This is a genomic window from Kocuria sp. KKT182, from assembly GCF_055635395.1.
Window position 1 is genome coordinate 1,662,224 of record NZ_CM145757.1, and the last position, 26,272, is coordinate 1,688,495.

The following is a 26,272-nucleotide window of genomic DNA, read 5'->3' on the forward strand; positions in this document are numbered from 1 at the left end:
GGAGGTCGTTCGATGCCGCAGCGCGTCCGCGGAGGCACCATGCAGATCGGCGAGCTCGCCGATCGGACCGAGCTGTCCCTGCGCACCATCCGCCACTACGACGAGGTGGGCCTGCTGCCGGCCTCGCGCACCGAGGGCGGGTTCCGCGTCTACACGGAGCGGGACGTGGAACGGCTCACCCACATCAAGCGGATGAAGCCGCTCGGCTTCTCCCTGGAGGAGATGGCCGAGCTGCTCGAGCTGCTCGGCGCCGACGAGCCCGCAGAGGCCCGGCTCGCCGACTACCTCGAGCGGGCCCACCCCGAGCGGGACCGGCTGGCCAGGAAGCTGGCCCAGGCGGACGAGTTCATCGCGATGCTGGAGCAGCGGCTCCGGCGATGACCGAGCGCTCGACGAGCTGCGCCGCCGAGCCCGTGGCGGTCCTCCGCAGCCCGTCCCCGCGGACCGCCCACCGCCCGGACCTGCAGGGTCTGCGCGGGGTGGCCGTGCTGCTGGTGGTGGTCTTCCACGTGTGGACCGAGAAGGTCTCCGGCGGGGTGGACGTGTTCTTCGTGCTCTCCGCGTTCCTGCTCACAGGCTCCTTCGCCCGCCGGATCGAGCACGGCCGGCCCCTGGAACTGCCGGCCTACTGGGCCCGGACCTTCGCCCGGCTGCTGGGCCCGGTGGCGGTGCTGCTGCTGGCCGTGCTCGCCGCGGTGTTCCTCTGGTTCCCGCCCAGCCGGTGGGCCGAGCTGCTGGCCCAGGCCTGGGGGTCGCTGTTCTACGTCGTGAACTGGGTGCTGGCGGACCAGGCCGTGGACTACTACGCCGGCAACTCCGCGGCCACGACCCCGCTGCAGCACATGTGGTCGCTGTCGGTGCAGGGCCAGGTGTTCCTGGTGTGGCCGCTGCTGCTGGCCGGGGCCGCCGTGACGGCCCGGCGGACCGGGACCGGGTTCCGCCCGGTGGCCTGGGTCGTGTTCGCCGCCGTGTTCGCCGGCTCGCTGGCCTGGTCGGTGGTGGCCACCGCGGCCGGGCCCGAGGCGGCCTACTTCAGCACCCTGACCCGGCTGTGGGAGTTCGCCCTGGGCTCCATGGCAGCCCTGGCCCTGGCCGGCTCCGGCACCGCGCGAACGGCCTCCCGGCGCCGGAGCGCCCCGGCCCGGGTGACCGGGGTGGTTCTGGGCTGGGCCGGGCTGGCCGCGATCCTGGCCACCCCCTTCCTCATCGGCCCCGACACCCGCTTCCCCGGCACCGTCGCCCTGGCCCCCACCCTGGGGGCCGCGGCGATCCTGCTCGGCGGTGCCCTGGCACCCGACGCCCGGACCGGCGCTGCCCGGCTCCTGTCGGCGCGTCCGCTGCAGTGGTTCGGGGACCGCGCCTACGGGATCTACCTGTGGCACTGGCCGTTGCTGATCACCTATCTGCTGCTCACGGCCCGGGACACCGTGCCGGTGCCGGCCGGACTCGGGATCCTGGCCGCCTCGGTGGTCCTCACCCGGGTCACCGCGCTGCTGCTGACCGGCTGGCGCGCCCTGCCCGGGATCCGTGCTCGCAGCGGGATCCGGCTGATCGCCACCGCCCTGCTCGTGGCGGTACCGCTCACCGGCGCCCACCAGTACACGGTGCTGCGCGACCCCACCGCCGGGGTGGAACGCACCGCGCAGAACTACCCCGGCGCCGCGGTGCTGCGCGGGGAGGCGAGCGAGGTCCCGGACGTGCCGATCATCCCCACCGAGGACGAGCGCGACCAGGAGTGGGGCGACATCGGGGACCCTTGTCCCCCCGAGCGGACCCCGCCGGGCATCGCCGAGCTGGGCGAGTGCAGGATCATCGCCCCCGACCCGGACCCCGCCGGCGGCACCGATCCGGGCGGCACCGACCCCGGTCTGACCCTGGTGGTCCTCGGGGACTCCCACGCCCGGCAGCTGCTCACGCCGATCCACCGGGTCGCCGACGCCCAGGGCTGGACGGTGGTCTCCTATCTGCGCAACGCCTGCCGCTACACGAGCGAGTCGGAGAACTACCAGGCCGAGTGCAACGACTTCAACACCGCGGCCCGGGAGGCGGTCCTGGAGACCGAGCCCGACGCGGTGCTGACCATCGGCACCCTCAGCCTGCCCGAGGCCCCGCACGAGAAGCTCGTCGAGGGCTACGAGGCCGGTGTGCAACCGTTCCTGGACGCCGGCATCCCGGTGCTGGCCTTCCGCGACAACCCGCGCTTCCCCTACGACATGTTCGAGTGCGTGGAGACCTACGGGCCCGACCGCGACCGCTGCAACGTCCCCCGCTCCGAGTCGCTGCTCCCCGTCAACCCGCTGGAGGAGCTGGCCGCCCGGCACGAGGACCTGCACAGCATCGACCTCACCGACCGGCTGTGCACCGGGACCACCTGCCCCGGGGTGGTCGGCAACATCATGGTCTACCGCGACCTCGACCACGTCACCTCCAGCTACGGCGAGACGCTGGTGCCCGACGTCGAGGAGCGCCTGCTGGCCGCCCTCGACCGGACGTGAGCCACCTCTCCCCCGCCACGCGGCCGAGGACCCTACCCTCACGTTAGGATAGGGTGACGACGCGGTCCCCGCCGGAGCGCCTCCGCACCCGGACGCCGCACCGCCCGCGCGACGCCGTGTCCACCCGCATGCGCAGCACCCGGGACGACCCCAGCCCTTCCGCCCAGCCTTTCCCCGCCCTCCTCTCCTGCGAACGGAGCCTCCTTGGCCACCACGACAGCCGGTCCCGCGGCCGATCTCACGCCCGAGCAGCGCCAGTCGGTGCGCCTGACCCTCCGGTCCCCCCGTCACCTCAAGACCGAGGTCCTGGCCGGGCTCGTGGTGGCCCTGGCGCTCATCCCGGAGGCGATCGCCTTCTCGATCATCGCCGGGGTGGATCCCCGCCTGGGCCTGTTCGCGTCCTTCACCATGGCCGTGACCACGGCCGTGCTGGGCGGCCGGCCCGCGATGATCTCCGCGGCCACCGGCGCGGTGGCCCTGGTGATCGCCCCGCTGGTGGCCTCCCACGGCATCGACCACTTCATCGCCGCGGTGATCCTGGCCGGGGTCTTCCAGGTGGTCCTGGCCCTGATCGGCGCGGCACGGCTGATGCGCTTCATCCCGCGCTCGGTCATGGTGGGCTTCGTCAACGCCCTGGCCATCCTGATCTTCAGCTCCCAGGTCCCCGAGCTGATCGGGGTGCCTTGGGCCGTCTACCCGCTCACGGCCCTGGGCCTGGCCATCGTGTTCCTGTTCCCCCGGCTGACCGGAGTGGTCCCCGCTCCGCTGGTGGCCATCGTGGTGATCACCGCGATCGTGGTGCCGATGGGCATGGACGTGCCGAGCGTCGGCGACAAGGGCGAGCTGCCCGAGTCCCTGCCGTCGCTGTTCTTCCCCGACGTCCCGCTGGACCTGGAGACCTTCCGGATCATCGCCCCGTTCGCCCTGACCATGGCGCTGGTGGGCCTGCTCGAGTCGCTGATGACGGCGAAGCTCGTCGACGACATCACCGACACGCGCTCGAACAAGACCCGCGAGTCCTGGGCGCAGGGCGCGGCCAACATCGTGACCGGCTTCTTCGGCGGGATGGGCGGGTGCGCGATGATCGGCCAGACGATGATCAACGTGCGCGCCTCCGGGGCCCGCACCCGCATCTCCACCTTCCTGGCCGGGATCTTCCTGCTGCTCCTCGTCGTGACCCTCGGCGAGGTCGTGGCGGTCATCCCGATGGCCGCCCTGGTGGCCATCATGATCTTCGTGTCCTGGGCGACGTTCGACTGGCACTCGGTCCGCCCCGCGACCCTGGCGCGGATGCCCCTCCCGGAGACCCTGGTGATGCTCTCCACCGTGGCCGTGACCGTGTGGACGCACAACCTCGCCCTCGGCGTGATCGTGGGGGTGCTCGTGGCGATGGTCGCCTTCGCCCGCCGGGTGGCCCACTTCGTCACCGTCGACCGTGCGCTCGAGCGGCGCGACGGCCGGGAGACGGCGGTCTACACCGTGCACGGGGAGCTGTTCTTCGCCTCCTCCAACGATCTCTACACGATGTTCGACTACGCCGGGGATCCCCAGCGGATCGTCATCGACTTCTCCGACTCCCATCTCTGGGACGCCTCCACCGTCGCCGCCCTGGACTCCGTGACGGACAAGTACGCCCACTACGGCAAGGACGTGGCGATCGTCGGGCTCAACCAGGCCAGCCGCCGGATGCGGGTGCGCCTGGGCGGAATGCTCAACTCCGAGCACTGACCCGGCACACCCGCCCGGCGCCGCGGCACGGCGCCCGAGCACACTCTGCCGGGCTGTGCATTTGCGATCACAACCCTATGTGTCTGCATGTGAACTGGGTCACACTGAGGGGTCTTGCCGTACGCCGCGGGATCGAGCATTGTTGCTTCTCACCAGGGGATTCTGTGGTCCGCCAAGGATCATCCCCCGGCTCCCGCACCGTCGACCGACAGCGCGCCGCCTCCGGACTCCGGGGGGCGTCACCCGCATCGGGTCCCGGCGCGGGAGCAGCAGGGAGCGGGGCCGGCTGGGGGGCCGCCCCGCTCCCCTTCTGTGTGCCGGCCCCGTCCGCCGGCACCCCCGCACCCCGCTCCGCCCGGCCCCGTCGGTGGTGCCCGTCCGGGCCCGGGCGTCCGGAGGAAGCACCGACGTTCCGGAAAACGCACGCGCCCGGGCTCCGTGTGGTGACCCCGCGGCCCACCCGGAACCATGATGGGGGCGGCGGCGCCACCGCGCCGCCACGGACGGTCCCGGACCGCTGCGCAGCGTCGCGCCCGGTCCGGGACCGTCCTCGGAGCGACGCACCACAGTAGGGGGACCGTGGACGACGACAGGATCGGAGCCGTGCAGGCACGCCTCGCCCGGCACGCCGTCGAGCGCGCCGGTCTCGACGCGGCCCGGGTCTGGTGGCACTGCTTCCAGCTCGGCGGCGAGGCCGGGATGCTGGAGGTCGACGCGTACCTGCACGGGTGCCTGAGACTGCCGGCCGCCCACCGCGACCTGCTCGCCCGCGCGGTCAACGGACTCGTCCGGGACGCGCCCGTCGCCCGGGTGCCGTTCTCGTGGGAGATCGACGCGGGCTCCCGGGACGACACCGGCCCGCAGGACCGCGGCAGCGCACCGGGCCTCTGGCCGCGCGCCTGAGCCGGCACCTCCACCGCGACGGATCTTCCTCGGAGCTCCTCGGACCGCGCCTCGGGCGCGGCGCCACCTCCACGGCCCCGGCGGCCGCGGTGGCACAATGGTCCGGGGTGCCGGCCCCGACGACGGCCCGCACCCGGTCGGGCGCAGCGAGCCGGACGCAGCGCGCCCGTCGTCGCCCCGTGCCCCCACCTCGACCCTAGGATGTCGGATGGCCAACCTCTCGCCCCGCCCCGTCCCACCCTCCGCGCCGGCCGGCTGGTCGACCCTGCACCGGCACCACATCGGGGTGGACGTCGGCGGCACCCTGATCAAGTACGCGGCCGTGGACATGGCCGACGGCGAGCTGATCACCCCGGTCCTCCAGCGCCCCACCCCCCTCCCTGCCACACCGGAGGCCCTGGCCGAGCAGCTCGTGCTCATCGTGCAGGAGCTCGCCGCCGGTCCCCAGGCCCCGCACCCGGAGGCCAGCGTGGGCGTGGCGCTCCCCGCGATCATCCGCCACGGCGTGGCGCGCTCCGCCGCGAACATCGACGACGCGTGGATCGGCCTGGACGTCCACCGGTTCCTCACGGAGCGGCTGGGACGCACCGTCCACGTCCTCAACGACGCCGACGCCGCGGGCCTGGCCGAGCTCCGCTACGGCGCCGGGCGCGGGGCCAGCGGCACCGTCCTGGTCATCACCCTGGGCACCGGCATCGGCTCGGCGCTGTTCGTGGACGGGAAGCTGGTGCCCAACGTCGAACTGGGCCACCTGGAGCTCGGCGGGGTCGACGCCGAGGTGCGGGCCTCGGCGGTGGCCCGGGAGCGGGAAGGACTGGACTGGCCGGACTACGCCGAGCGTCTCCAGCAGTACTTCGCGCACCTGGAGTTCCTCTTCTCACCGGACCTGATCGTAGTCGGCGGCGGGATCTCCGCCCGGCACGAGGACTTCCTGCCCCGTCTGCGCCTGGACACGCGCGTCGTCCCGGCCGAGCTGCGCAACGCGGCGGGCATCATCGGCGCCGCCCGGCACGCCTACCTCGCCGTGCCGCCGGCATCGGCCTGACCCCGGAGGGCCTGGCGGAAGTACTGCACGCCCGCCAGGACGTGCAGGACGGCCGCCACCTGGACCATGACCCGGCCGACGTCCGTCACCTCGGGGGTGGACCAGGCGGGCCCCGCCAGCACGAGCACGGTCCCCACCATGAGCAGGGCGGTCTTCGCCTTGCCGACCGTCGTGACCCGCAGGGTGCCGAGGGACCGCCGGACCAGGGTGGCGATCCCCACCACGACGTCGACGACCGCGATGACGATCAGCACCCACCAGGGGAACAGCCCGACGATGCTCGCGGCCACGGCGATCGCCACGGTCCCCAGCCGGTCGGCAATGGGGTCCATGACCTCCCCGACCCGGCTGCGCTGCCGGAGCGCCCGGGCCAGGGCGCCGTCGACCCAGTCCGTCAGGGAGAAGAGGGCGACGAGGACCAGCGCGCGCACCGGCCGCTCGTCGATGTCGAGGACGGCCAGAACGGCCGGGACGATGAGCGCGAACCGCACCACCGAGACCACGTTGGGCACCGTGAGCACCCGGTCGTAGTACGGCGACTCCGCCGGCTCGACCGCGTCCTGGTGCTGCTGTGCCATGTGCCTCGTCCCGTCCTCCGGCGCTCCCGGGCGAACGGTCCGCGCCCGTCGGTGCTGCCCTCGAGACTATCTGGTCGGCGCCGGGCGACCCGGGAAATGACGCCGCCCGGCGCGAGGGCCGGCACGGTCCCTGGCCGCACACGGGCCGCCCGGGCAGAATGGGGCGGGAGCCTCGTCGCCGGCCGCCGGTGCGCCCGCAACGGCTCCGCCGGCGCACCCTGTGCACCCTCGCCCGGTGAGCTCCGACCCGGTGCGCGTCCTCGGCCCGACACCGGGCGCGCCACCCCGTCCGTCCCGCTCACCGGGGCCGGGCCCGACCGAAGGACCGCTGTGGATCCTCGCGTGCACTTCCTCACCCTGTCCACCCCGGACCTCGACGCCGCCCGCGAGTTCTACGCGCGGGGTCTCGGCTGGGAGCCGCTGCTCGACGTCCCGGGCGAGATCCTCTTCTTCCAGATCGCCCAGGGGACGGTCCTGGGTCTCTTCGACGCCGGGAAGTTCGCCGAGGACCTGGGCCTCCCATCGGCCACCCCGGCGCAGGGCGTGACGCTCGCGCACAACGTGGACGGCGAGGCCGCGGTGCGCGCGAGCGTCGACGCGATGAGCGCCGCGGGCGGGACCGTGCTCACGAGCCCGCGGCCGGGCGCCTTCGGGGGCATCTTCCACGCGCACGTCGCCGATCCCAACGGCGTGGTGTGGGAGATCGCGCACAACCCGGGGTGGCGGATCGACGACGACGGGACCGTGCACCTCGGCTGAACGTGCCCGCCCGGCCCGTCCGCGCCGGGAGGTGCGGCCGGGGCCGGCTCAGCCGCGGACGTCGACGCGCAGGTGGTGCTCGACGTCGTGCAGGAAGTACGCCGCGAAGCTCGCCACGGTGAAGTCCTTGCCGTCCCCGCGCCTGCCGGTCCGGGCCCACTGCTCCCCGGTCACGGCGTCGAAGGCGTCCGCGGTGGCGCGGACCTCCTGCGCGAGCTCCCCGGAGACCTCGTAGGGGTCCTGCAGGTTGTACTGCCCCTCGACCGCCGCGGCGTCCTGGTCCCAGTCCGCGAAGACCGGGTCCTGCTCGTCGAGCATGAGCCGCAGCCGCTCGCGGAAGACCCGGCAGAGGTCCCGGACGTGGCAGGCGTACTCCAGCGGGGACCACGTCCCCGGGCGGGGCCGGTCCGTCATGCCCAGGCGGTCGAGGACCGCCGCCCAGCGCTCGACCGTGGCCCGCGCCCGCTCCCCCGTGCTCGTGACGTCGTAGTCCGGGTCGAACCCGCAGTCGGGACAGCCCCGGTCGAGCACCACGGTCCAGTCCTTGGTCTCCGGAGGGACCGGGGAGGTGTCGGGGGTTCCGGGGCGCTCGGTGGTCATGCGGCCAATGTACCCGGGCCCACCGGGTGCGGCGAGGTCCCGCGGCGGACGGGGCGGGCCGGGCGGGTCACAGCCCCTGCCGGTCCAGGATCTCGTCCTCGTTGAGCGGCTCCCCGCGCTGGACCCGGCGGGTCCGGCGCAGGTCGGTCGCGGCGAGCACCACGGCGGCGGTCGCCAGGACGAACGAGAGGATGCCGAGGGTGTTGGCGAACCCTGCGGACAGGCCCAGGTGGACGGGGGCGGTGGCCCGGGTCAGCACGGACGCGCCGGCGCCGTCCACGCGGTCCGGGAGGACGGCGCCGAAGCCGAGGAGCACGGCCCATGCGGCGAGCACCGTCAGCGAGGACCGCAGGGACGCCCCGGCCGGGACGTGGGCGCGGGCGTCCCTGCGCAGCAGCACCCCGGCCACCACGAGCAGCGCGGTCAGCGGCAGGGCCAGCGTCAGCGTGTAGAGCAGCACCAGGTCACCGGCGGCTCCGGCCAGGCCGCGGCCCACGGCCACCCACACCCCGAGCAGCAGGGCCGCGGGGACCCCGAGGACGGGCACGGCGCGCTGCAGGACGGCGGGACGGTGCGGCACGCGGTCGAGGGCTGTTTCCACGCCCGCCAGTCTATCGACGGGCCTCCCGCCGGAGACCCGCCCGCGGGCGCCCCGGTAGGCTGGAGCGCATGCCCTCCCCCGGATTCCCGCACGCCGTCCTCTTCGACCACGACGGGACCCTCGTCGACACCGAGCCGCTCTGGGACCGCGCCAAGCAGAACCTCGCCGCCGAGCACGGACGGCTCTGGACCCCCGAGGACTCGCTCGCGACCCTGGGCCGGCCGGTCGCCGCGACGATCGACCGGCTGCAGCGGGTCGGCGTGCCGCTCGGTCCGGACGAGCTGTTCCGGGCGGTCTTCGAGCACAGCGTCCGCGTCCTGGAGGACACCGAATTGACCTTCATCGACGGGATCGCGGAGCTCCTCGAGGAGCTCTCGGCCGCGGGGATCCCCGCGGCGATCGTCACCAACGCGAGCTCGGCGATGGGCCACCACACCGCGGCCACCGCCCCGGAGGACCTGTTCCAGGTCGTCACCGGCACGGACGAGTACGCGCAGGGGGTCCGCCCCAAGCCGGACCCGGACGCCTACCTCACGGCGGCGCGCCGCCTCGGGGTCGACCCCCACCGGTGCGTCGTGGTCGAGGACTCCCCCGCCGGGGCCGCCGCGGGCGTCGCGGCGGGCATCCCCACGGTGGTCGTCCCCGGCGAGCTGGAGGTCGAGCGCGGCCCCGGGCTGCTGCACCTGGGATCCCACCGGGAGCTGACCCTGGAGCTGCTGCGCTCGCTGGACCCGCAGTCCCCGTCGTCGCCCTTCCACCCCGTGCAGGAGACCCGGCCGTGAGCGCCCCCGACTTCCCCGCCGCCGTCCTGTTCGACCACGACGGCACCCTCGTGAACTCCGAACCGCAGTGGGCCGTGGCCAAGCGGGCGGTGGCCGGCCGGTACGGCGTCGGCTGGAGCACCGAGGACGACCTCGCCACGCTGGGCCGGACGGTGCCCGCGTCGGCGCGGCTGATGGTCGAGCGCGGCGCCGAGGGGACCGTCGAGGCCATCACGGCCGAGCTCGGGCGGGAGGTCGCGGCCTCGCTCACGGGCGAGGTCCCGTTCCTGCCCGGCATGCGCGACCTGCTGGCCGAGCTCGAGCGGGCCGGCATCCCCGGCGCCGTGGTGACGAACGCCCTGACCGTGGTCGCGGAGGGCACCGCGTCCGGGGCGCCCGAGGTGCTGCGGGTGGTCGTCTCGCAGGAGGACGTGGAGCACGCCAAGCCGCACCCGGAGCCCTACCTGCTCGCGGCGCGGCGGCTGGGCGTGGACCCGGCACGGTGCGTGGCGGTCGAGGACTCGCAGACGGGGGCGGCGAGCGCGGCGGCCGCCGGGATGCCCGTGGTGGTGGTGCCCGGGGAGCTGCCCGTGGAGCCCGCTCCCGGCCTGGTGCTCGTGGACGCCCACACGGACGTCACCCTGGAGTTCCTGCGCGGGCTGGGTCCGGCCGTCTGACGAGGTCCACCACGACGACGAGGGCCCGTTCCCTGCCGTCCGCGCTATGCGGGGCGGCAGGGAACGGGCCCTCGTGCGAGGTGCCTAGGCTCAGCGGGTCGCGGTGCCCTGGGGGGAGGACGCGCGGCGCGGGCTCCGGGTGCGGCGACGGGCCGCGGCCTGGGTGGAGCGGTCCGGCGCGGACTCGGTCGAGTACGCAGGCGCCGCGGAACGGCTGGGCGCGGCCGAGCGGGCCGGTGCCGCCGAGCGGGAGGCCGAGCCGTTGCCGGGGCGGGAGCCTCCGCGGCTGCCGGTCTCGCCGCGCTGGTCGCGGGAGGCGCTGCGCGGCTGCTCGGAACGGTTCTGTCCGCCGCGGCCGCGGTTGCCGCCGGAGCCGGCACGGCCACCGGAACGGCCGGCGCCGGAGCGCTGACCGCTCGCCGGGCGGCCCTGCGCCTGGACGGGCGGCGCCACGTAGGCGACCTTGTCGGCGAGCTCGCCCACGAGCGCCGTGACGGCCGGGGAGCCGACGGTCACGGTGTCGAAGTTCGCGGTGACGCCCGCGGCCTTCATGAGCTGCGTGACCTCGCGGCGCTCCTCCTTGGTGGCCACCGTGACCACGGAGCCGGAGGCGCCGGCGCGGGCGGTGCGCCCGGAGCGGTGCAGGTAGGACTTGTGCTCGGTGGGCGGGTCGATGTGCACGACCAGCTCGACCTCGTCCACGTGCACGCCGCGGGCGGCGACGTCGGTGGCGACGAGCACGCGCACGTCACCGGCGGAGAACTGGGCCAGGTTGCGGTCGCGGGCGTTCTGGGACAGGTTACCGTGCAGGTCCACGGCGGGGATGCCCATCTGGCTGAGCTTGCGGGCCATCTTCTTGGCGCGGTGCTTGGTGCGCGTGAACATCACGCGGCGGCCGGTGCCGGAGGCCAGGGCCTCGATGAGCTCCTGCTTCTCGTCCGCGTCCACGACGAGCACGTGGTGGTCCATGGTGGACACGGAGGCCTGCGGGGCGTCCACGGAGTGCTTGACCGGGTTGGACAGGAACTGCTTGACGAGCTTGTCCACGCCGCCGTCGAGCGTCGCGGAGAACAGCAGCCGCTGGCCGCCCTGGGGGGTGCGCTTGAGGATGCGGGTCACCACGGGCAGGAAGCCCATGTCGGCCATGTGGTCGGCCTCGTCGATGACCGTCACGCGGACGTCGTCGAGCGTGAGGACGTTCTGCTTCAGCAGGTCCTCGAGCCGGCCGGGGCAGGCGATGACGATGTCGGCGCCCTTGGCGAGCGCCTTCTCCTGGTTGCGCTGGGAGACTCCGCCGAAGATGACGGTGGTCGTCTGCCCGGCGGCCTCGGCCAGCGGGGCGATCGCGCGGTCGATCTGGGTGGCCAGCTCGCGGGTGGGGGCCAGGACCAGGCCGGTGGGCCGGTTGGCCCGCCGGGCGGCGCGGGCGCCGTTGCCGGTCAGTCCGGCGAGCCGGGACACGAGCGGCAGCGCGAACGCCACGGTCTTGCCCGAGCCGGTCTTGCCGCGGCCGAGCACGTCGCGGCCGGCCAGCGAGTCGGGGAGGGTCTTCTCCTGGATGGGGAACGCCTGCTCGATGCCCTGCTGGGCGAGGACGGCGGAAAGGGCCTTGGGCACGCCAAGGTCGGTGAAAGTAGCCAAAACTGGGATACGTCTTTCGATCGGATGTCCCGGCAAGGGGGTAGCGCGCCGGGTTGCGCCGAATGACTCCTGGAGCCCCTGCGAGCGGGCTGAGACCGTCTGGAACGGTGCCACGCTGGAAGAAGAACGGGGTGCTCGACGCCTGCCTGCTCACCCGGGAACGGGGAGCAGTGCCATATGCAATACGCCTCACCCTACAGCACCGGCGGCACGCCACCACCCGGATGTGGCGGAGAGCACGGCCGCGCCCTGACGGCGCCGGGCCCACCGCGCCGGTGCGGGACGCGGTGACGCGTGCACGCATCCGGCGCCGGTGCGGTGGGTCCGCGGTGCGGGGACTACAGCGCGGTGTAGCCGCCGTCGACCAGGTAGTACCCGCCCGTCATGAAGGAGGCCTTCTCCGAGAGGAGGAACGTGGTCAGGGCGGCGACCTCCTCGGCGCGGCCCAGCCGGCCGAGCGGGTGCTTGGCGGTGAGCCCCTCGAGGACGGACGCCGGCGCGGTCCTGAGCAGCGGGGTGTCGATGTAGCCGGGGCCGACGGCGTTGATCCGCACCCCGCGCCGGCCGTACTCCACGCCGGCCTGCTTGGTGAGCCCGACCACACCGTGCTTGGCAGCGGTGTAGGCGCTGTTGCCCGCGGCCACGGCCACGGTGCCGTGCACGGAGGCCATGTTGACGATCGCCCCGCCGCCGGCCTGCTCGATGGCGGGCAGCTGGTAGCGCATGCCGAACATGACGGAGTGCAGGTCGATCTGCACGGTGCGCACCCACGCGTCGAGGTCCGATTCCCCCACCGCGTCCGCCGCGCCGGCGACCCCGGCGTTGTTCACCGCCAGGTGCAGGGCGCCGTAGGTCTGCTGGGCGAACTCGACCGCGGCCTCGCAGTCCTCGGGCTTCGCCACGTCCTGCCGGAAGCCGGCGGCGTCGCCGCCGGCGGCCATGATCGCCTGGACGACGTCGTCGATACGCCGGGTGTCGATGTCCGTGACGACGACCTTGGCGCCCTGCGCCGCGAGGTCCTTCGCGCAGGCCTCGCCGATGCCGGAGGCGGCGCCGGTGACGAGCGCGACCTTGTCCTTGAGGTCAGCCATGTGGTTCTCCTGCCGTGTGTCCGCTGGGCCGGGCCGGACGGCCCGACGCTCCCAGTCTGTCCGGAAACGCCGGGGCCCGCGAGGGGTGGCACGGGCGCCGCCTGCCGTGCCGCCCCTCGCACCGGACGGAGGCTCAGCCCTCGGCGTCCTCGGACTTCTCGGCGTCGTGCGCCTGGCGCAGCGCGGCGGAGTCCGCCTCCTGGGCGGCCTTCTGCTCGCGCACCACCTCGGTCAGGAGCTTGGTCATCTCCTTGGCCACGCCGGCCGCGGACTGCGGGTTCTGCCCGGTGACGAGGCGGTCGTCCACGACGACGTTCTCGGTCCAGTTCGGCGCGGTCCGCACGTCCGCGCCCTGCTCGACGAGCTTGTCCTCGAGCAGGAACGGGACGACGTCCGACTTGCCGACCTCGTCCTCCTCGGCGTTGGTGAACGCGGCCACCCGGCGTCCCTCGACGATGCGCAGACCGTTGGCGAGCTCGACGTCCACGAGCCCGGCGGGTCCGTGGCAGACGGCGCCGACGACTCCCCCGGCGTCGTGCACGGCGGCCACGAGCGCCTGCAGGTCCGCGTTGCCCGCGAAGTCCCACATGGTGCCGTGCCCGCCCACGAGGTAGACCGCGTCGTACTGGGCCGGGTCGACCACGCTGATCCGCGGGGTGTTGTAGAGGGAGGCCCGCACGGTCTCGTCCTCGAGGTACTGCCGCTGCACCTCGTCCTCCTCGTCCTTGCCGTCCTGCGGGGGCTGCCCGCCGGCGATCGAGGCGAAGTCGACGAAGTAGCCGGCGTCCCGGAACACCTTCCACGGGTGGGCGGCCTCCCCCACGAAGTAGCCGGTGGGCTCCCCGGTGTCGCCGAGGGAGTCGTGGCTGGTGAGAACGAGCAGAACCTTCTTCATGGTCTCGATGTCCATGTCTGTCCTTCCGTCGGGTGGCGGGACGCGGAGGGCGTCCTGCGAGCGGGTGGCCAGCCTAGGCGGCGGGGGCCGCCCCCGGGGCCGGTGTTCGCTCCCGGCCCCTCCTGCACGGAGGGCGCGCTCCCTCCCCTGATAGGGTCGTTGACGACTCAATGACCCTGTTCGCCCTCCTGAAAGGACCGACCATGAGCCTCTCCAACGCGATCCTGCGCGGCGTCTCCGGCGCCTACCTGCTGCAGTCCGGCTACGGCAAGAAGGACCTCCCCACGGAGGCCGCCGCGGGTCTCCAGCAGTTCGCCGCCACCGGCGTCCCCCAGTTCGAGGAGTGGGACGCCGACACCTTCGGCAAGTTCGTGGCGTACTCGGAGATCGGCATCGGCGCCGCCCTGCTGACCCCGTTCGTCAACAAGCGCCTCGCGGGTCTGGCCCTCGGCGCGTTCTCCGCCGGGCTGCTCGCGATGTACTTCCGCAACCCCGAGATGACCCAGGAGGACGGCGTCCGCCCGTCCGAGGCCGGCACGGGCCTCTCGAAGGACGCCTTCCTGGCCGCGATCGCCGCGGCCCTGGTCGTCTCCAAGTAGGCACGGCCCCGCAGGACCCCACGGGTGCAGCCCGTCCGCACGGACGGGCGGCACCCGTTCTGCATTCCCGGTGGCCTTTCCGGAGTCCTACTCCGAAGTCCTAGAACGTCCGAGGTGCCCGGGAGAACGGGCCCATGACGACGACGGCGCACCGCCGGGCCCGTCCTGCTCCGGGTCCGCACCGAGCCGCTCCCGCCGGGGAGCGGGTGCTGGACGCCGGCGTCCGGGCCGAGGTGCGGGCGGTCGTCGGGGAGCTCGTGGACTCGGCGGCCGCACAGGCGCGGGAGGCGGGGCGCCAGCTTCGCTGCATCGTCCGGCTGTGGCTGCTGGCCTGGGAGGACCGCGAGATCGACTGGGTCTCCACGGCAGGGCTGATGCCCTACGAGGCCGATGAGCTCGTCTGCTCCCTCCTCGAGACCGAGGACCAGATGGTGCGTGATCTCGCCGACGAGATCGGCCCGGCGCTGCGCCTGCCCGCGGGCACGGCCCTCGGGCGCGTCCGCGAGGCCCTCGTGCTCGGGCTGCACCTGCCCGAGGTCCTCGAGGCGCTGGAGGCGGGCCTCTTCAGCGCCCGGCACGCCTCGGTGATCGCCGACCAGTGGCGCGAGCTGGTCGAGGACGTCCCGGCGGGCCAGGAGGCACCGTCCGCCGTCGTGCAGCGGCTCGCCGCCGATCTGGTGGAGCGGGCTCCGCACTGCACGGTGGCGCAGCTGCGCGCGTGGGCCCGGCGCCGGCGCGCGGCGCTGCTGGCCGGGACGCAGGAGGCGAGGCACCGGGCGGCCCGGGCCGGACGCCGCGTGTGGGTCGAGCACGGTGAGGACGGCATGGCGTGGCTGCACGCCCTGCTGGACGCACCCACGGCGCTCGCGGTTCAGGACCGGCTCGACACGCTCGCGTCGCTACTGGAGCCCGTGGAGGAGACCGCCCGCGCGGGGACGGGGCGAGAGCCGGACCGGTGCGGCACGGCGCAGTTCGGTCCAGTGCAGTTAGGTCCGGTGCAGTGCGGTCCAGTGCAGTTCGGTCCGGAGGAGGATGGCCCGGACGGGTTCGCGCCGGGTGCCAGGACTGCCCGGACGGACGCGCAGCTGCGGGCGGACGTCCTCACCGATCTCCTGCTGGAGGGGGAGCTCCCCGATGACCCCGGGTTCTCGCGCGGTGTGCGCGGCCGGGTCTGCGTGACGGTTTCCGTGCTCACGCTGCTGGGGTGCCGCCCCGGCGGCCCGGCCGCCGGCGTGCCCGCTGGCGCCCCGGTGCTCGAGGGTCACGGCCCGATCAGCGCGGACGTCGCCCGGGAGCTGGCCGCCGGTGCCTCCTCGTGGCATCGCGTGCTGACGCACCCCGTCACCGGAGCCGTCCTCGACCACGACCGCACCACCTACGCGGTGCCCGCTGATCTGCGCCGCCGGCTGCGGCTGCGCGACGGGACCTGTCGTTTTCCGGGGTGCCGGCGGCGGGCCGAGCGCTGCGACCTCGACCACACGGTGGCGTGGCAGGACGGCGGCCGGACGGCTGCGGACAACCTGGCCCACCTGTGCCGCCACCACCACCTCGTCAAGCACCGCCGCGGTGCCCTCGGCCGCTGGTCGGTGCGGCAGCCGGGGCCGGCGCCCGCCGGCGGAGTGCTCGAGTGGACCTCACCGGCCGGACGGACCTACCGGACCGTGCCGGACCCCTCGGCCGGTGCCACATCGGGCGGACCGGTCCCGGACGTCGGGGAGCGGGGCAGCTCCGTGCCCGAGGACGCAGACCCTCCTCCCTTCTGACCCCCGGACGGTGCCGAGGATCAGGCGGGTGGGCGGCCCGGGTCCTCCGCCGTGGTCTCCACCGACAGGCGGTAGCCCATGCTGTGGGTCTCCTCGGGCTCGAGGTGCACGGCGTCGGCGTGGGTGTTGGCGCCCTCCACGCACACGAAGTCCGTCCATCCGTCCGGCCCCACGTCGGGCATCGCGGCCGCCGTCTCCGCCCCGGGGTTCCACACCACGGTGGTGCCGGAGTTCTTCTTCCGGATCCGCAGCACCCGCCCCAGCACGGGGTCCACCACGGCGACGTCGCCGGTCGAGCGGTACACCCGGTCGGTCTCGCCGTCGAACCGGAGGTCCCCCTCCTGGACGCAGTCCTCCCGGTCCAGGACCTTGTCGCGGTAGGACGCGCCGTCCAGCCCCTCGACCCGGATCTTCCGCACGTCCCCCACCACCAGATAGGCGTGCAGGGCCTCCTCGAAGTCGAACGGGCGCTCACCGGTGTTGGTGACGCTCAGCTCGAGGGACAGCTCGGTGCCGAAGCGCACCACGCAGTAGGCCTCGAACTGGTACGGGAACTGCTCCTGGTGCGCGGGATCGGTGACGTCCGCGTCCGAGAGCCGGTAGACGATCATCGCCTCGTGGTCCGAGGACTCGCGCGACTCGACGTGCCACGGGAGCGTGCGGGCGAAGCCGTGCTTGGGCTCGCGCCCGCCCTCCGCCCCGTCCGCGAACCAGGGGAAGCAGATCGGGACACCCCCGCGCACGGGCTTGCCCGTCTCGAGCGCGGTGCTCGGGGACAGCCACAGCACCGGGGCGTGGCCCGTGGGGATCCAGTCGATCACGTGCGCGCCCTGGTCGTGGACGGCGCCGGTGGCGTCCGCGCAGGAGAACAGGCGGGGCTCGGGGAGTTCGCTCATGCCCCTCAGGCTAGACCGAGGGCCCGGTCCCCGTCAGGAGGCCGGGCCCTCGTGCGCCGACAGCCGTCAGACGCCGGTGCGCTCGTACGAGTCGATCGCTCCGGGATGGCCCTCCATGAACGCGTCGACCTGGCGGCGGTCCGCCCGCAGCTTGGGGTCGTGGTCCAGGTAGTGCCTGGTCTCGCGGACGACCAGCCCGGAGAGGAGCAGCAGCCCGAGGAGGTTGGGCAGGGCCATGAGGCCGTTCATCACGTCGGCGAAGTTCCACACCACCGCCAGCGGCACGGTGCAGCCCACGAACACGACCAGGGAGAACACGACCCGGTAGGGCATCACGGCCGGCCGGCCGAAGAGCCGCTCCATGCACCGCTCGCCGTAGTAGGCCCACCCGAGGATCGTCGAGTAGGCGAACATCACGAGCCCGATGGTGACCACGTAGTGGCCCCACTGCCCGGGCAGGCCCTGGCTGAAGGCGTCGCCGGTCATGGTCGCGGCGAAGTCCGCCCCCTGCTCCCAGACCCCGGTGGTGATGAGCACGAGTCCCGTGCAGGTCACCACGATGATGGTGTCGATGAAGGTCTGGGTCATGGAGACCAGCCCCTGGCGGACCGGGTGGGTGGTCTGGGCCGCGGCCGCTGCGATCGCGGCCGATCCCATGCCGGACTCGTTGGAGAAGATGCCGCGGGCCACGCCCATCTGCACGGCCAGCATGATCGCCGATCCGGCGAACCCGCCGACGGCCGCCGTGCCGGAGAAGGCGTCGGTGAAGATCAGGACGACCGCCTGCGGGATGGCCGCGACGTTGACGACGAGGATGAACAGGGCGCCCAGGACGTAGAAGAGGATCATGACGGGGACGAAGCCCGCCGTGACCTTCCCGATGGACTTGATCCCGCCCACGAGCACGGCGAGCGTCAGCACGGCGAGCACCACACCGGTGATCCAGGTGGGGACGCTGAACGAGCTCTCCAGGTTGGAGGCGATGGAGTTGCCCTGGGTCATGTTGCCGATGCCGAACGCGGCCAGCGCGGCGGCGACGGCGAAGAAGATCGCCAGGAACTTGCCGAACCCGTTGCGGATGCCGCGCTCCAGGTAGTACTGCGGGCCGCCGGAGATCTCACCCTTGGCATCCGTGGTGCGGAACCGCACGGCCAGGAACGCCTCGGAGTACTTGGAGGCCATGCCGAGCAGGCCGGTGACCCACATCCAGAACAGGGCGCCGGGCCCGCCGATCGAGATCGCGGTGGCCACGCCCACGATGTTGCCGGTGCCCACGGTGGCCGCGAGCGCCGTGGTCAGCGCCTGGAACTGGGAGACGTCGCCGCCGCGGGCGTCCGCGTCCTTGCGGTCGAACAGGGCCAGTCGCAGCGCGGAGCCCAGCTTGTGGAACTGCAGCCCGCCCAGCCGGACGGTCAGGTACAGACCGGTGAGCAGCAGCAGGGGGATGAGGACGTAGGGCCCCCAGATGATGCCGCCCAGCTCGCCGAGGGCAGTCTCGATGGTTTGGAGCATGTGTTCTCCCGTGGGTGTCGGGTGGATCAGGAATCGGGCCGGAACGGGACTGTGACCTCGGTCTCGGCAGAAGGCATCTAATCACAGGTCCGCTGCTCCCCCGGTCAGGGACCGATGGATCGGCCACAGTGTGGCTCCTGCCCGTTTCCGCCCGGTTACGGGCCGGACGGGGCGGCGGGGCCCTCCGGCGCCCGCCGCGAGAGGCGGCGCGCGAGCAGCACGGCTCCCGCGGCGAGCAGCGAGCACACCGCCATGGACACGGCCATCGGGACGGCGGTGTGCTGACCGGCCAGGCCGGTCAGCGGGCTCACGAGCCCGCCCAGGAGGAACTGGACCAGTCCGAGCACCGCCGACCCGGCCCCGGCCCGGCCCGGGACCCGGCCCTGGGCGAGGGCCACGGCGTTGCCCATGACGAAGCCGATGCAGGTCTGGCTCACGAAGAGGTGCGCCAGGGTGGTCCACCCGGTGATCCCGGCCAGCACCAGGCCCAGGCCCACCACGTTGACGGCGGCCATGACCACGATCGCGGTGCGGAGGATCGTGCCGGGCTCGACCCGGTCGACGAGGCGGGTGTTGACGACCGCGCCCAGGATGGAGCCGCCCGCGTTGACGGCGAACACCACGGAGTAGCCGAGCGCCGAGTAGCCGAGCACGTTCTGCAGCACGAAGGAGGAGGCGGAGATGTAGGAGAACAGGGCGCCGAACGCGAGTCCGAAGGCGAGGGCGTAGGCCATGAAGGACGGGGTGCGCAGCACCCGCCAGGACCCGGTGACGACGGCGCCGACCCCGCCGCGGTGGCGCCGGTGCGGGGGCAGGGTCTCGGGGACCACGAGCACGGAGCACGCCAGCATCAGCAGCCCGAACGCCGCGAGCACCCAGAACACGGTCTGCCACGGGGCCACCGTGGCGATCACCCCGCCCAGGAGCGGGGCCACCACCGGGGCGAGGGAGGTGATGGTCGCGAGGACCGAGAACAGCTTCGCGGCCCCGCGGCCGGAGGCGATGTCCGAGACCACCGCGCGGGCGATCACGACGCCGGCCGCCCCGGCGAGTCCCTGCACCGCGCGCAGGATCAGCACCGTCCCGATGGTCGGGGCCAGGACCACGGCGACGGAGCTGAGCAGGAACAGCGCGTTGCCGGCCACCATGAGCCGGTGCCGGCCCAGCACGTCGGACACGGGCCCGAGCAGGAACTGCCCCACGGCCATGCCGACCATGTACGTGGTCAGCGTCAGCTGCACCGCGGAGGCCGACGCCCCGAAGTGCCCGGCCATGGCAGGCATCGAGGCCAGGTACATGTCCGTGGCCATCGGGCTCACCGCGCTGAGGATCCCCAGCGCCGCCACCAGCACCACCCGGTCCTTGCCGCCGGAGAGGCGCAGGCGGGAGCGCACGGGGTCGTCGGGCGGCGATGAGCTCACGGGAGGTCCTTCGGCACGGGTCGGCAGGGCGGGCGCGGGGCGCGCCTCATGCTATCGACGCCGCGACGTGAGAAGGACGCGGGACAGGACGAGGACGAGGACGAGGGACAGGGCGAGGACGAGGGGCGGGGACGAGGGACTGCGACTGCGACAGCGACAGCGACAGCGACAATGTCCTCATGAGACTCGCCGTGTACACCGGGGCATCCCTCGGCTCCGACCCCCTGTTCCCCGAGGCCGCCCGGGCCTTCGCCACCACCCTCGCCCGCCGCGGCGTGGGCGTCGTCTACGGCGGCGGCCACGTGGGGCTGATGGGCGTCGTCGCCGACGCCGCCCTGGCCGCCGGGGGCGAGGTGGTCGGGGTCATGCCGCAGTCGCTCGTCGACGACGAGACGGCCCACACGGGGCTGACCGAGCTGCGCATCGTCCGGACGATGCACGAGCGCAAGGCGGAGATGGCCGCCCTCGCCGACGGGTTCGTGGCCCTGCCGGGCGGCCTGGGCACCCTCGAGGAGATCTTCGAGGCGTGGACCTGGCTGCAGGTGGGGGTGCACGCCAAGCCGGTCGGTTTCCTGGACGTGGCCGGCTACTGGAGGCCCCTGCTGGACGCGGTGGCCTCGATGTCCGCGGCCGGTCTCGTGCGCCCCGAGTACCGGGACGCAGCCGTGGTCGCCCAGGACGCCGACGAGCTGCTCGCCCGGTTCGCGGCGTGGGAGGCGCCCCGCCGGCGCTGGTCCGAGCCGCCCGTTCCCGGCGCCGACGCGCCCGCCGCCCGCCCAGCCCCTAGGATGTAGGGCGATGAGCGAGCACACCCCTTCCCCCGCCGAGGGCCCCGCACAGGGCCCCGTCCCCGAGGCGTTCCACCGCCGGCCGTACTCCTTCGTGCGCCGCGGCGACCGCCTCACCGCCCGCCGCCAGAAGGCCTGGGACGACTGGGCGCCCACCCGGGTGCTCGACGTCCCGCGCGTGCGCACGGACACCTCCGTGCACCCCGACCACGAGTTCGACGCGGCCGCGGCCTTCGGGCGCGAGGCGCCGCTGGTCGTGGAGGTCGGCTCCGGGCTCGGCGAGGCGGTCGTGCACGCCGCCGCCCAGGACCCGGCGCGGAACTTCCTCGCCGTCGAGGTGTACAAGCCCGGGATCGCGGACCTGCTGCTCAAGGCGGCCCAGGCCGGGGTGGACAACGTCCGCGTGGCGCAGGCCAACGCGCCCGAGGTCCTGGAGCACATGCTCGCCCCGGCCTCGGTCGACGAGCTGTGGGTGTTCTTCCCGGACCCCTGGCACAAGACCCGCCACCACAAGCGGCGCCTGGTCTCCCCCGCGTTCGCCGAGCTCGCCGCCCGGGTGCTCGTCCCGGGCGGGCTGTGGCGGCTCGCCACGGACTGGCAGGAGTACGCCCTGGTGATGCGTGAGGTCCTCGACGCGTCCCCGCAGTTCGAGAACGTCCACCCGGGCCCGCTCGCCGACGACGAGCACCCGGACACCGGATGGGCCCCGCGCTGGGAGGGACGGGTCCTCACGAGCTTCGAGCGCAAGGCGCAGGAGGCGGGCCGCGTCCCCCGCGACCTCGTCTACCGCCGGACGGCGTGAGCGCCGTCCCCGGCGCGGAGCGAAACGGCGTGCCCGCACTGCCCGGCCCGGAGCGGGACGGCTTCGTCGTCGTGCCCCCGGGCGATCCCCGCACGCAGCTGCTGCTCGAGGGCCTGCACCACGAGTACGTGGAGCGCTACGGTCCCGAGATCGGGGCGGAGGAGATGGCCGAGCACCCCGTCGACGACTTCACCGCCCCCGCCGGAGCGCTCCTGCTCCTCCTCGAGGGCGGCACGACGGTGGGGGGTGGCGCGTTCCGTCGGCACGACGACGCCACGGCCGAGCTCAAACGGGTGTGGACCGCCCCGGCGCACCGCCGGCGCGGGATCTCGCGGCGGGTCCTGGCCGAGCTCGAGCGGCTCGCCGCCGCGGCGGGCTACCGGCGCATCCACCTCACCACGGGCAGCCGCCAACCCGAGGCGTCCGCCCTGTACCGCAGCAGCGGGTACGTCCTGCTGCCCGGGACCGCCCGGGTCTATCCGGGCGGCGTGTACGACGTGGGCTTCGAGAAGCACCTGCGCTGACCGCCCGGCCCGGGCGCCGGTGCGGCTCAGCGCTCCTGCTGGCGCGGGGGCCGGTACAGCACCACGGCCTGCGAGATCTTGCGGGCCCGGGGGCGGGCGCCGCGGGCCATGCGCACCACGTCCCCGCCGACGCCGGCGGCGAAGATCCGCGAGGACTCCTCGGCCCGGTCCCGGGCGTCCTCGAGTTCCCGGGACAGCTCCGCCACCCGCGACCGCAGGGCCGCGACCTGGTTCTCCAGCTGGAGGATGCGCCGGATGCCCTCGAGGGACACGCCCTGCTGGGACAGCACCTGGATCTGCTGCAGCTTCTCGATGTCGCGCTGCGAGTAGCGGCGGGCGCGGCCGGGGGCCCGGGACGGCCTGACGAGGCCGAGCCGGTCGTACTGGCGCAGCGTCTGCGGGTGCATCTCCGCGATCTCCGCGGCCACGGAGATCACGAACAGCGGCTGGTCGGCGTCCAGTGCCATCTCACACCCGTGCCTTCTCGGCCAGGCGGGCCCGGGGGTCCTCGTCCGCGGTCGCCTCGGCGAACGCCCGGACGGCGGCCTGCGCCTGCTCGTCCAGCTCGGCCGGCACGTGCACCTCGACCGTCACGATCAGGTTGCCGGTGCCCTTGGCCGTGCCGAACCCGCGCCCCTTGACGCGGAAGCGCCGGCCCGAGGACGTGCCCGCCGGGACCTTCACGCGCACGGTGCCGCCGTCCAGCACGGGCACCTCGATGGTGGCGCCCAGGGCCGCCTCGGGGAACGTGATCGGCACGGTGACCTCGACGTCGTCCGTGCCCTCGACGCGCCGGAAGAAGGGGTGCGGGGTCACGTGGACGGTGACGTAGAGGTCGCCGGCGCCGCCGGCACCCGAGTGGCCCTTGCCGGCGAGCTTGAGCTTCTGCCCGTCGCGCACGCCGCGCGGGATCCGCACCGTGGTCTCCTGGCCGTTGCCCCGGCGCAGCTTGACCGTGGTGCCGTGCACCGAGGAGCGGAACGGGATGGTCGTCTCCGTCCGGATGTCCTCCCCGCGCGCCGGCGGGGCCTGGTAGCCGCCGTAGCCGCCCGGCGCCCCGTACCCGGTCTGACCGCCGAACTGGGCGAACAGGTCCTCGAACCCGCCCGGGCCGCCGGGGCCGCCCGCGCCGCCGGTGGAGTAGGTCGTGCGGCGGCGGCGTCCTCCGCCGCCTCCGCCGAAGATGTCGCCGAAGAGGTCCTCGAAGTTGGCCGAGCCCCCGGCGCCGCCGGGGCCGCCGGCGGTGAAGCGCGCCCCGGAGCCCATCGCGCGGATCGCGTCGTACTGCTTGCGCTCCTCGGGGTCGGAGAGCACGGAGTTCGCCTCGGTGATGTCCTTGAACCGCTGCTCGGCCTCCGCGTCCCCCGGGTTCTGGTCCGGGTGGTACTGGCGGGCGAGCTTGCGGTAGGCCTTCTTGACGTCGGCGGCGGACGCGTCCTTGGAGACGCCGAGAATGCTGTAGAAGTCCTTGTCGATCCAGTCCTGGCTGGCCATGACGCCTCCTTTCTGTGGGGCCGGTCGGGGTCCTGCGGAGCAGGACCCGGTGGTGGTCCGGGGGTCGTCCCCGGCGCCGCGGCGCCGGGGACGGGTGGACGGGTCAGGGGAGGCCCGAGGGACGGGCCTCCCCTGACGTCGCCGGGATCAGGCCGGGTCCGGCCTCACTCGGCGACCGCGACGGCGACCTGGGCCGGCCGCACCACGCGCTCGCCGATCCGGAAGCCGGAGCGCAGCACCATCGAGACCTGGTCCGGCTCGACCTCGCTCGTGGGCTGCTGCAGCACCGCCTCGTGGACGTTCGGGTCGAACTTCTCCCCGACCTCCCCGAGGCGCACCAGCCCGTGCCGCACGAGGGTCTCCTCGAGCTTGTTCGCGATCGCCGCGAACGGGCCGTCGGTGAGGTCGCCCGCCTGCCGGGCCGCGTCGATGTCGTCGAACACCGGCAGCAGCGTCTGCAGGAGGTCGCCCGTCACGAAGGTCCGCAGCTGCTCCTTCTCGCGCGCCGTGCGGTGCTTGAAGTTCACGAACTCGGCCTGCAGCCGGCGCAGCTCCTCGAGCCGCTCCTCGGCGAGGGCGGCCGCCGGGGACTCCTCCGCGGCGGCCGGCGCCGGTGCGGCGTCCCCGGACTCCGCGTCCGTCGACTGGGGCGTCGAGAGGATGTCGTCCACCGTCAGGCCCTCCGGCCCGGCCTCCTCGCGGGGGCCGGCGCCGGAGTCCTGTGCGGACTGCTCGCCGGGGTGCGCGGCGGGGTCGCCGGGAACGCTCCCGGCGCCGTGGTCGTCCACGTTCTCGTCGGGTCCTGGCGTGGGGTCGGGCATGCTCACTTCTTCTCGTCCTCGTCGTCGACGACCTCGGCGTCGACGATGTCCTCGTCACCGGTGGCACCGGTGGCGCCCGCACCCGGGGCGCCCTCGGCGCCCTCGGTCTGCGACTGCGCGTAGAGGGCCTCGCCGAGCTTGGTCTGGGACTGCTGCAGCTTGTCGTAGGCCGACTTCACGGCGTCCTCGTCCTCGCCCTCGAGCGCCTTCTTCAGGGCGTCGACGTCCGCCTGCACCTCGGACTTGACGTCCGCGGGCAGCTTCTCGTCGTTGTCCTTCAGGAGCTTGTCGACGGAGTACGCCTGCTGCTCCGCGTTGTTGCGCAGGTCGGCCGCCTCGCGGCGCACCCGGTCCGCCTCGGCGTTGGCCTCGGCGTCCTTGACCATCCGGTCGATGTCCTCCTTGGAGAGGGAGGACCCGCCCGTGATGGTCATCGACTGCTCGGTGCCGGTGCCCTTGTCCTTCGCGGAGACGTGCACGATGCCGTTGGCGTCGATGTCGAAGGTGACCTCGATCTGCGGCATCCCGCGCGGGGCGGGGGCGATGCCGGTCAGCTCGAAGGTGCCCAGGTTCTTGTTGTCCCGGGTGAACTGGCGCTCGCCCTGGAAGACCTGGATGGACACGGACGGCTGGTTGTCCTCGGCGGTGGTGAAGGTCTCGGACCGCTTGGTGGGGATTGCCGTGTTGCGCTCGATGAGCTTGGTCATCACGCCGCCCTTGGTCTCGATGCCCAGCGACAGCGGGGTCACGTCGATCAGCAGCACGTCCTTGCGGTCGCCCTTGAGCACGCCCGCCTGGATCGCGGCGCCGACGGCGACGACCTCGTCCGGGTTCACGCCCTTGTTGGGCTCCTTGCCGGCCAGGCGCTGGACGGTCTCCGCGACGGCGGGCATGCGGGTCGAGCCGCCCACCAGCACCACGTGGTCGATGTCGGACACGGAGATGCCGGCCTCGGCGATGACGTCCTTGAACGGCTTCTCGGTGCGCTCGAGCAGGTCCCGGGTGAGCTCCTCGAACTTGGCGCGGGTGAGGCGCTCGTCCAGGTGCACCGGGCCCTCGGGGGTCACGGACAGGTACTGCAGGGAGATGCTGGTGCTGGTCGCGGAGGACAGTTCCTTCTTGGCCTGCTCCGCGGTCTCCTTCAGGCGCTGCAGGGCGATCTTGTCCTTGGACAGGTCCGCGCCGGTCTTCGACTTCACCTGCGCCAGCAGCCAGTCGACCACGCGCTGGTCCCAGTCGTCGCCGCCGAGGCGGTTGTCGCCGGCGGTCGAGCGGACCTGGATGGTGGAGAAGTCGTCCTCGTCCTTGCCGACCTCCAGCAGGGAGACGTCGAAGGTGCCTCCACCGAGGTCGAAGACCAGGATGAGCTCGTCCTCCTTGCCCTTCTCCAGGCCGTAGGCGAGCGCCGCGGCGGTGGGCTCGTTGACGATGCGCAGCACGTTCATGCCCGCGATCTCACCGGCCTCCTTGGTGGCCTGGCGCTCGGCGTCGTTGAAGTACGCCGGGACGGTGATCACGGCGTCGGTGACCTTGTCGCCGAGGTAGGACTCGGCGTCGGTCTTGAGCTTCATCAGGATGCGCGCCGAGATCTCCTGCGGCGTGTACTTCTTGCCGTCGATGTCGGTGGACCACCCGGTGCCCATGTGGCGCTTCACCGAGGCGATCGTGCGGTCCACGTTGGTGACGGCCTGGCGCTTGGCGATGTCGCCCACCAGGGTCTCGCCGTCCTTGGAGAAGGCGACGACGGACGGCGTGGTCCGGTTGCCCTCGGCGTTGGCGATGACGGTGGGCTCGCCGCCCTCCAGCACGGACACCACGGAGTTGGTGGTGCCGAGGTCGATTCCTACTGCACGAGACATGGACGTGTTCTCCTTCGGG

Annotated in this window: 26 protein-coding genes; 13 read left to right on the forward strand and 13 right to left on the reverse strand. The window is 73.5% G+C overall.

Annotation, left to right across the window (positions count from 1 at the left end; all coding sequences use genetic code 11):
* The first annotated feature begins 12 nt into the window (after window positions 1–12).
* The 5 genes from ACZ2G1_RS07635 to ppgK all read left to right on the forward strand — a co-directional run bounded on the left by ACZ2G1_RS07635 (window position 13) and on the right by ppgK (window position 6,171).
* On the forward strand, window positions 13–381 hold the full coding sequence (locus ACZ2G1_RS07635; protein ID WP_017832581.1) for a MerR family transcriptional regulator: 369 nt from the start codon (window positions 13–15) through the stop codon (window positions 379–381).
* The gene (locus tag ACZ2G1_RS07640; RefSeq protein WP_272026119.1) at window positions 378–2,495 is read left to right on the forward strand and encodes an acyltransferase family protein; all 2,118 of its coding nucleotides are present in this window, start codon (window positions 378–380) and stop codon (window positions 2,493–2,495) included. The genes ACZ2G1_RS07635 and ACZ2G1_RS07640 overlap by 4 nt, the downstream gene beginning before the upstream one ends.
* 204 nt (window positions 2,496–2,699) lie before the next feature.
* Complete coding sequence (locus tag ACZ2G1_RS07645; RefSeq protein ID WP_272026120.1) at window positions 2,700–4,223, forward strand: SulP family inorganic anion transporter; 1,524 nt, start codon at window positions 2,700–2,702, stop codon at window positions 4,221–4,223.
* A gap of 603 nt (window positions 4,224–4,826) precedes the next feature.
* Window positions 4,827–5,126, forward strand: a complete 300-nt coding sequence (locus ACZ2G1_RS07650; RefSeq protein WP_470377653.1) for a hypothetical protein — start codon at window positions 4,827–4,829, stop codon at window positions 5,124–5,126.
* Between the two features lie 208 nt (window positions 5,127–5,334).
* Window positions 5,335–6,171, forward strand: a complete 837-nt coding sequence (gene ppgK / locus ACZ2G1_RS07655; RefSeq protein WP_272026122.1) for a polyphosphate--glucose phosphotransferase — start codon at window positions 5,335–5,337, stop codon at window positions 6,169–6,171.
* On the opposite strand, the gene ACZ2G1_RS07660 is transcribed toward ppgK, so the two are convergent.
* On the reverse strand, window positions 6,141–6,749 hold the full coding sequence (locus tag ACZ2G1_RS07660) for a CDP-alcohol phosphatidyltransferase family protein (protein ID WP_052133014.1): 609 nt from the start codon (window positions 6,747–6,749) through the stop codon (window positions 6,141–6,143). The genes ppgK and ACZ2G1_RS07660 overlap by 31 nt on opposite strands.
* 342 nt (window positions 6,750–7,091) lie before the next feature.
* On the opposite strand from ACZ2G1_RS07660, the gene ACZ2G1_RS07665 reads away from it, so the two are divergent.
* Entirely contained in the window at window positions 7,092–7,508 is a 417-nt protein-coding gene (locus ACZ2G1_RS07665) for a VOC family protein (protein WP_470377654.1), read from the forward strand.
* 48 nt (window positions 7,509–7,556) lie between these two features.
* Here ACZ2G1_RS07665 and ACZ2G1_RS07670 read toward each other — a convergent pair whose 3' ends face one another.
* Both ACZ2G1_RS07670 and ACZ2G1_RS07675 read right to left on the reverse strand, forming a co-directional pair.
* A complete protein-coding gene (locus ACZ2G1_RS07670) occupies window positions 7,557–8,108 on the reverse strand; it encodes a DinB family protein (RefSeq protein ID WP_017832588.1) in 552 nt (183 codons plus the stop codon).
* A 67-nt stretch (window positions 8,109–8,175) separates the two neighbouring features.
* The gene (locus tag ACZ2G1_RS07675) at window positions 8,176–8,709 is read right to left on the reverse strand and encodes a hypothetical protein (protein ID WP_138976451.1); all 534 of its coding nucleotides are present in this window, start codon (window positions 8,707–8,709) and stop codon (window positions 8,176–8,178) included.
* Between the two features lie 68 nt (window positions 8,710–8,777).
* Between ACZ2G1_RS07675 and ACZ2G1_RS07680 the strand changes: the two genes are divergently transcribed.
* Window positions 8,778–9,491, forward strand: coding sequence for an HAD family hydrolase (locus ACZ2G1_RS07680; RefSeq protein WP_470377655.1), 714 nt, complete (start codon window positions 8,778–8,780; stop codon window positions 9,489–9,491).
* Window positions 9,488–10,147: an HAD family hydrolase gene (locus tag ACZ2G1_RS07685; RefSeq protein ID WP_017832591.1), complete on the forward strand. Its 660-nt coding sequence runs from the start codon at window positions 9,488–9,490 to the stop codon at window positions 10,145–10,147. The genes ACZ2G1_RS07680 and ACZ2G1_RS07685 overlap by 4 nt, the downstream gene beginning before the upstream one ends.
* A gap of 90 nt (window positions 10,148–10,237) precedes the next feature.
* Here ACZ2G1_RS07685 and ACZ2G1_RS07690 read toward each other — a convergent pair whose 3' ends face one another.
* From ACZ2G1_RS07690 to ACZ2G1_RS07700, 3 genes are all read right to left on the reverse strand, one after another.
* Window positions 10,238–11,764, reverse strand: coding sequence for a DEAD/DEAH box helicase (locus ACZ2G1_RS07690; protein ID WP_095650379.1), 1,527 nt, complete (start codon window positions 11,762–11,764; stop codon window positions 10,238–10,240).
* Between the two features lie 362 nt (window positions 11,765–12,126).
* On the reverse strand, window positions 12,127–12,879 hold the full coding sequence (locus tag ACZ2G1_RS07695; RefSeq protein ID WP_017832593.1) for an SDR family NAD(P)-dependent oxidoreductase: 753 nt from the start codon (window positions 12,877–12,879) through the stop codon (window positions 12,127–12,129).
* 133 nt (window positions 12,880–13,012) lie between these two features.
* Window positions 13,013–13,789: a type 1 glutamine amidotransferase domain-containing protein gene (locus ACZ2G1_RS07700; RefSeq protein WP_017832594.1), complete on the reverse strand. Its 777-nt coding sequence runs from the start codon at window positions 13,787–13,789 to the stop codon at window positions 13,013–13,015.
* Between the two features lie 188 nt (window positions 13,790–13,977).
* Between ACZ2G1_RS07700 and ACZ2G1_RS07705 the strand changes: the two genes are divergently transcribed.
* Complete coding sequence (locus ACZ2G1_RS07705) at window positions 13,978–14,373, forward strand: hypothetical protein (protein ID WP_017832595.1); 396 nt, start codon at window positions 13,978–13,980, stop codon at window positions 14,371–14,373.
* A 134-nt stretch (window positions 14,374–14,507) separates the two neighbouring features.
* Window positions 14,508–16,136, forward strand: coding sequence for an HNH endonuclease signature motif containing protein (locus tag ACZ2G1_RS07710; protein ID WP_470377656.1), 1,629 nt, complete (start codon window positions 14,508–14,510; stop codon window positions 16,134–16,136).
* 20 nt (window positions 16,137–16,156) lie between these two features.
* On the opposite strand, the gene ACZ2G1_RS07715 is transcribed toward ACZ2G1_RS07710, so the two are convergent.
* From ACZ2G1_RS07715 to ACZ2G1_RS07725, 3 genes are all read right to left on the reverse strand, one after another.
* Window positions 16,157–17,032, reverse strand: a complete 876-nt coding sequence (locus ACZ2G1_RS07715; RefSeq protein ID WP_176337408.1) for a D-hexose-6-phosphate mutarotase — start codon at window positions 17,030–17,032, stop codon at window positions 16,157–16,159.
* A 66-nt stretch (window positions 17,033–17,098) separates the two neighbouring features.
* Complete coding sequence (locus tag ACZ2G1_RS07720) at window positions 17,099–18,544, reverse strand: alanine/glycine:cation symporter family protein (RefSeq protein WP_017832598.1); 1,446 nt, start codon at window positions 18,542–18,544, stop codon at window positions 17,099–17,101.
* A gap of 155 nt (window positions 18,545–18,699) precedes the next feature.
* The gene (locus ACZ2G1_RS07725; RefSeq protein ID WP_109244089.1) at window positions 18,700–19,965 is read right to left on the reverse strand and encodes a multidrug effflux MFS transporter; all 1,266 of its coding nucleotides are present in this window, start codon (window positions 19,963–19,965) and stop codon (window positions 18,700–18,702) included.
* A gap of 179 nt (window positions 19,966–20,144) precedes the next feature.
* Here ACZ2G1_RS07725 and ACZ2G1_RS07730 point away from each other — a divergent pair, with 179 nt between their 5' ends.
* The 3 genes from ACZ2G1_RS07730 to ACZ2G1_RS07740 are packed head-to-tail and all read left to right on the forward strand — an operon-like array spanning window position 20,145 to window position 22,079.
* On the forward strand, window positions 20,145–20,759 hold the full coding sequence (locus ACZ2G1_RS07730) for an LOG family protein (RefSeq protein ID WP_272026132.1): 615 nt from the start codon (window positions 20,145–20,147) through the stop codon (window positions 20,757–20,759).
* A gap of 4 nt (window positions 20,760–20,763) precedes the next feature.
* Window positions 20,764–21,555, forward strand: coding sequence for a tRNA (guanosine(46)-N7)-methyltransferase TrmB (gene trmB, locus ACZ2G1_RS07735; RefSeq protein ID WP_284563361.1), 792 nt, complete (start codon window positions 20,764–20,766; stop codon window positions 21,553–21,555).
* 29 nt (window positions 21,556–21,584) lie between these two features.
* The gene (locus ACZ2G1_RS07740; RefSeq protein ID WP_470377657.1) at window positions 21,585–22,079 is read left to right on the forward strand and encodes a GNAT family N-acetyltransferase; all 495 of its coding nucleotides are present in this window, start codon (window positions 21,585–21,587) and stop codon (window positions 22,077–22,079) included.
* 26 nt (window positions 22,080–22,105) lie between these two features.
* Here ACZ2G1_RS07740 and ACZ2G1_RS07745 read toward each other — a convergent pair whose 3' ends face one another.
* The 4 genes from ACZ2G1_RS07745 to dnaK form a co-directional block, all read right to left on the reverse strand.
* Window positions 22,106–22,546 (reverse strand): heat shock protein transcriptional repressor HspR, encoded by a 441-nt coding sequence (locus tag ACZ2G1_RS07745; RefSeq protein WP_017832603.1) that lies wholly within the window; start codon window positions 22,544–22,546, stop codon window positions 22,106–22,108.
* Between the two features lies 1 nt (window position 22,547).
* The gene (locus tag ACZ2G1_RS07750) at window positions 22,548–23,573 is read right to left on the reverse strand and encodes a DnaJ C-terminal domain-containing protein (protein WP_109221681.1); all 1,026 of its coding nucleotides are present in this window, start codon (window positions 23,571–23,573) and stop codon (window positions 22,548–22,550) included.
* A gap of 164 nt (window positions 23,574–23,737) precedes the next feature.
* Window positions 23,738–24,400 carry a nucleotide exchange factor GrpE gene (locus tag ACZ2G1_RS07755; protein WP_470377658.1) on the reverse strand — a complete coding sequence of 221 codons (663 nt, stop codon included), beginning with the start codon at window positions 24,398–24,400 and terminating at the stop codon, window positions 23,738–23,740.
* A complete protein-coding gene (gene dnaK, locus ACZ2G1_RS07760; RefSeq protein ID WP_031282565.1) occupies window positions 24,397–26,253 on the reverse strand; it encodes a molecular chaperone DnaK in 1,857 nt (618 codons plus the stop codon). The genes ACZ2G1_RS07755 and dnaK overlap by 4 nt, the downstream gene beginning before the upstream one ends.
* Window positions 26,254–26,272 lie beyond the last annotated feature (19 nt).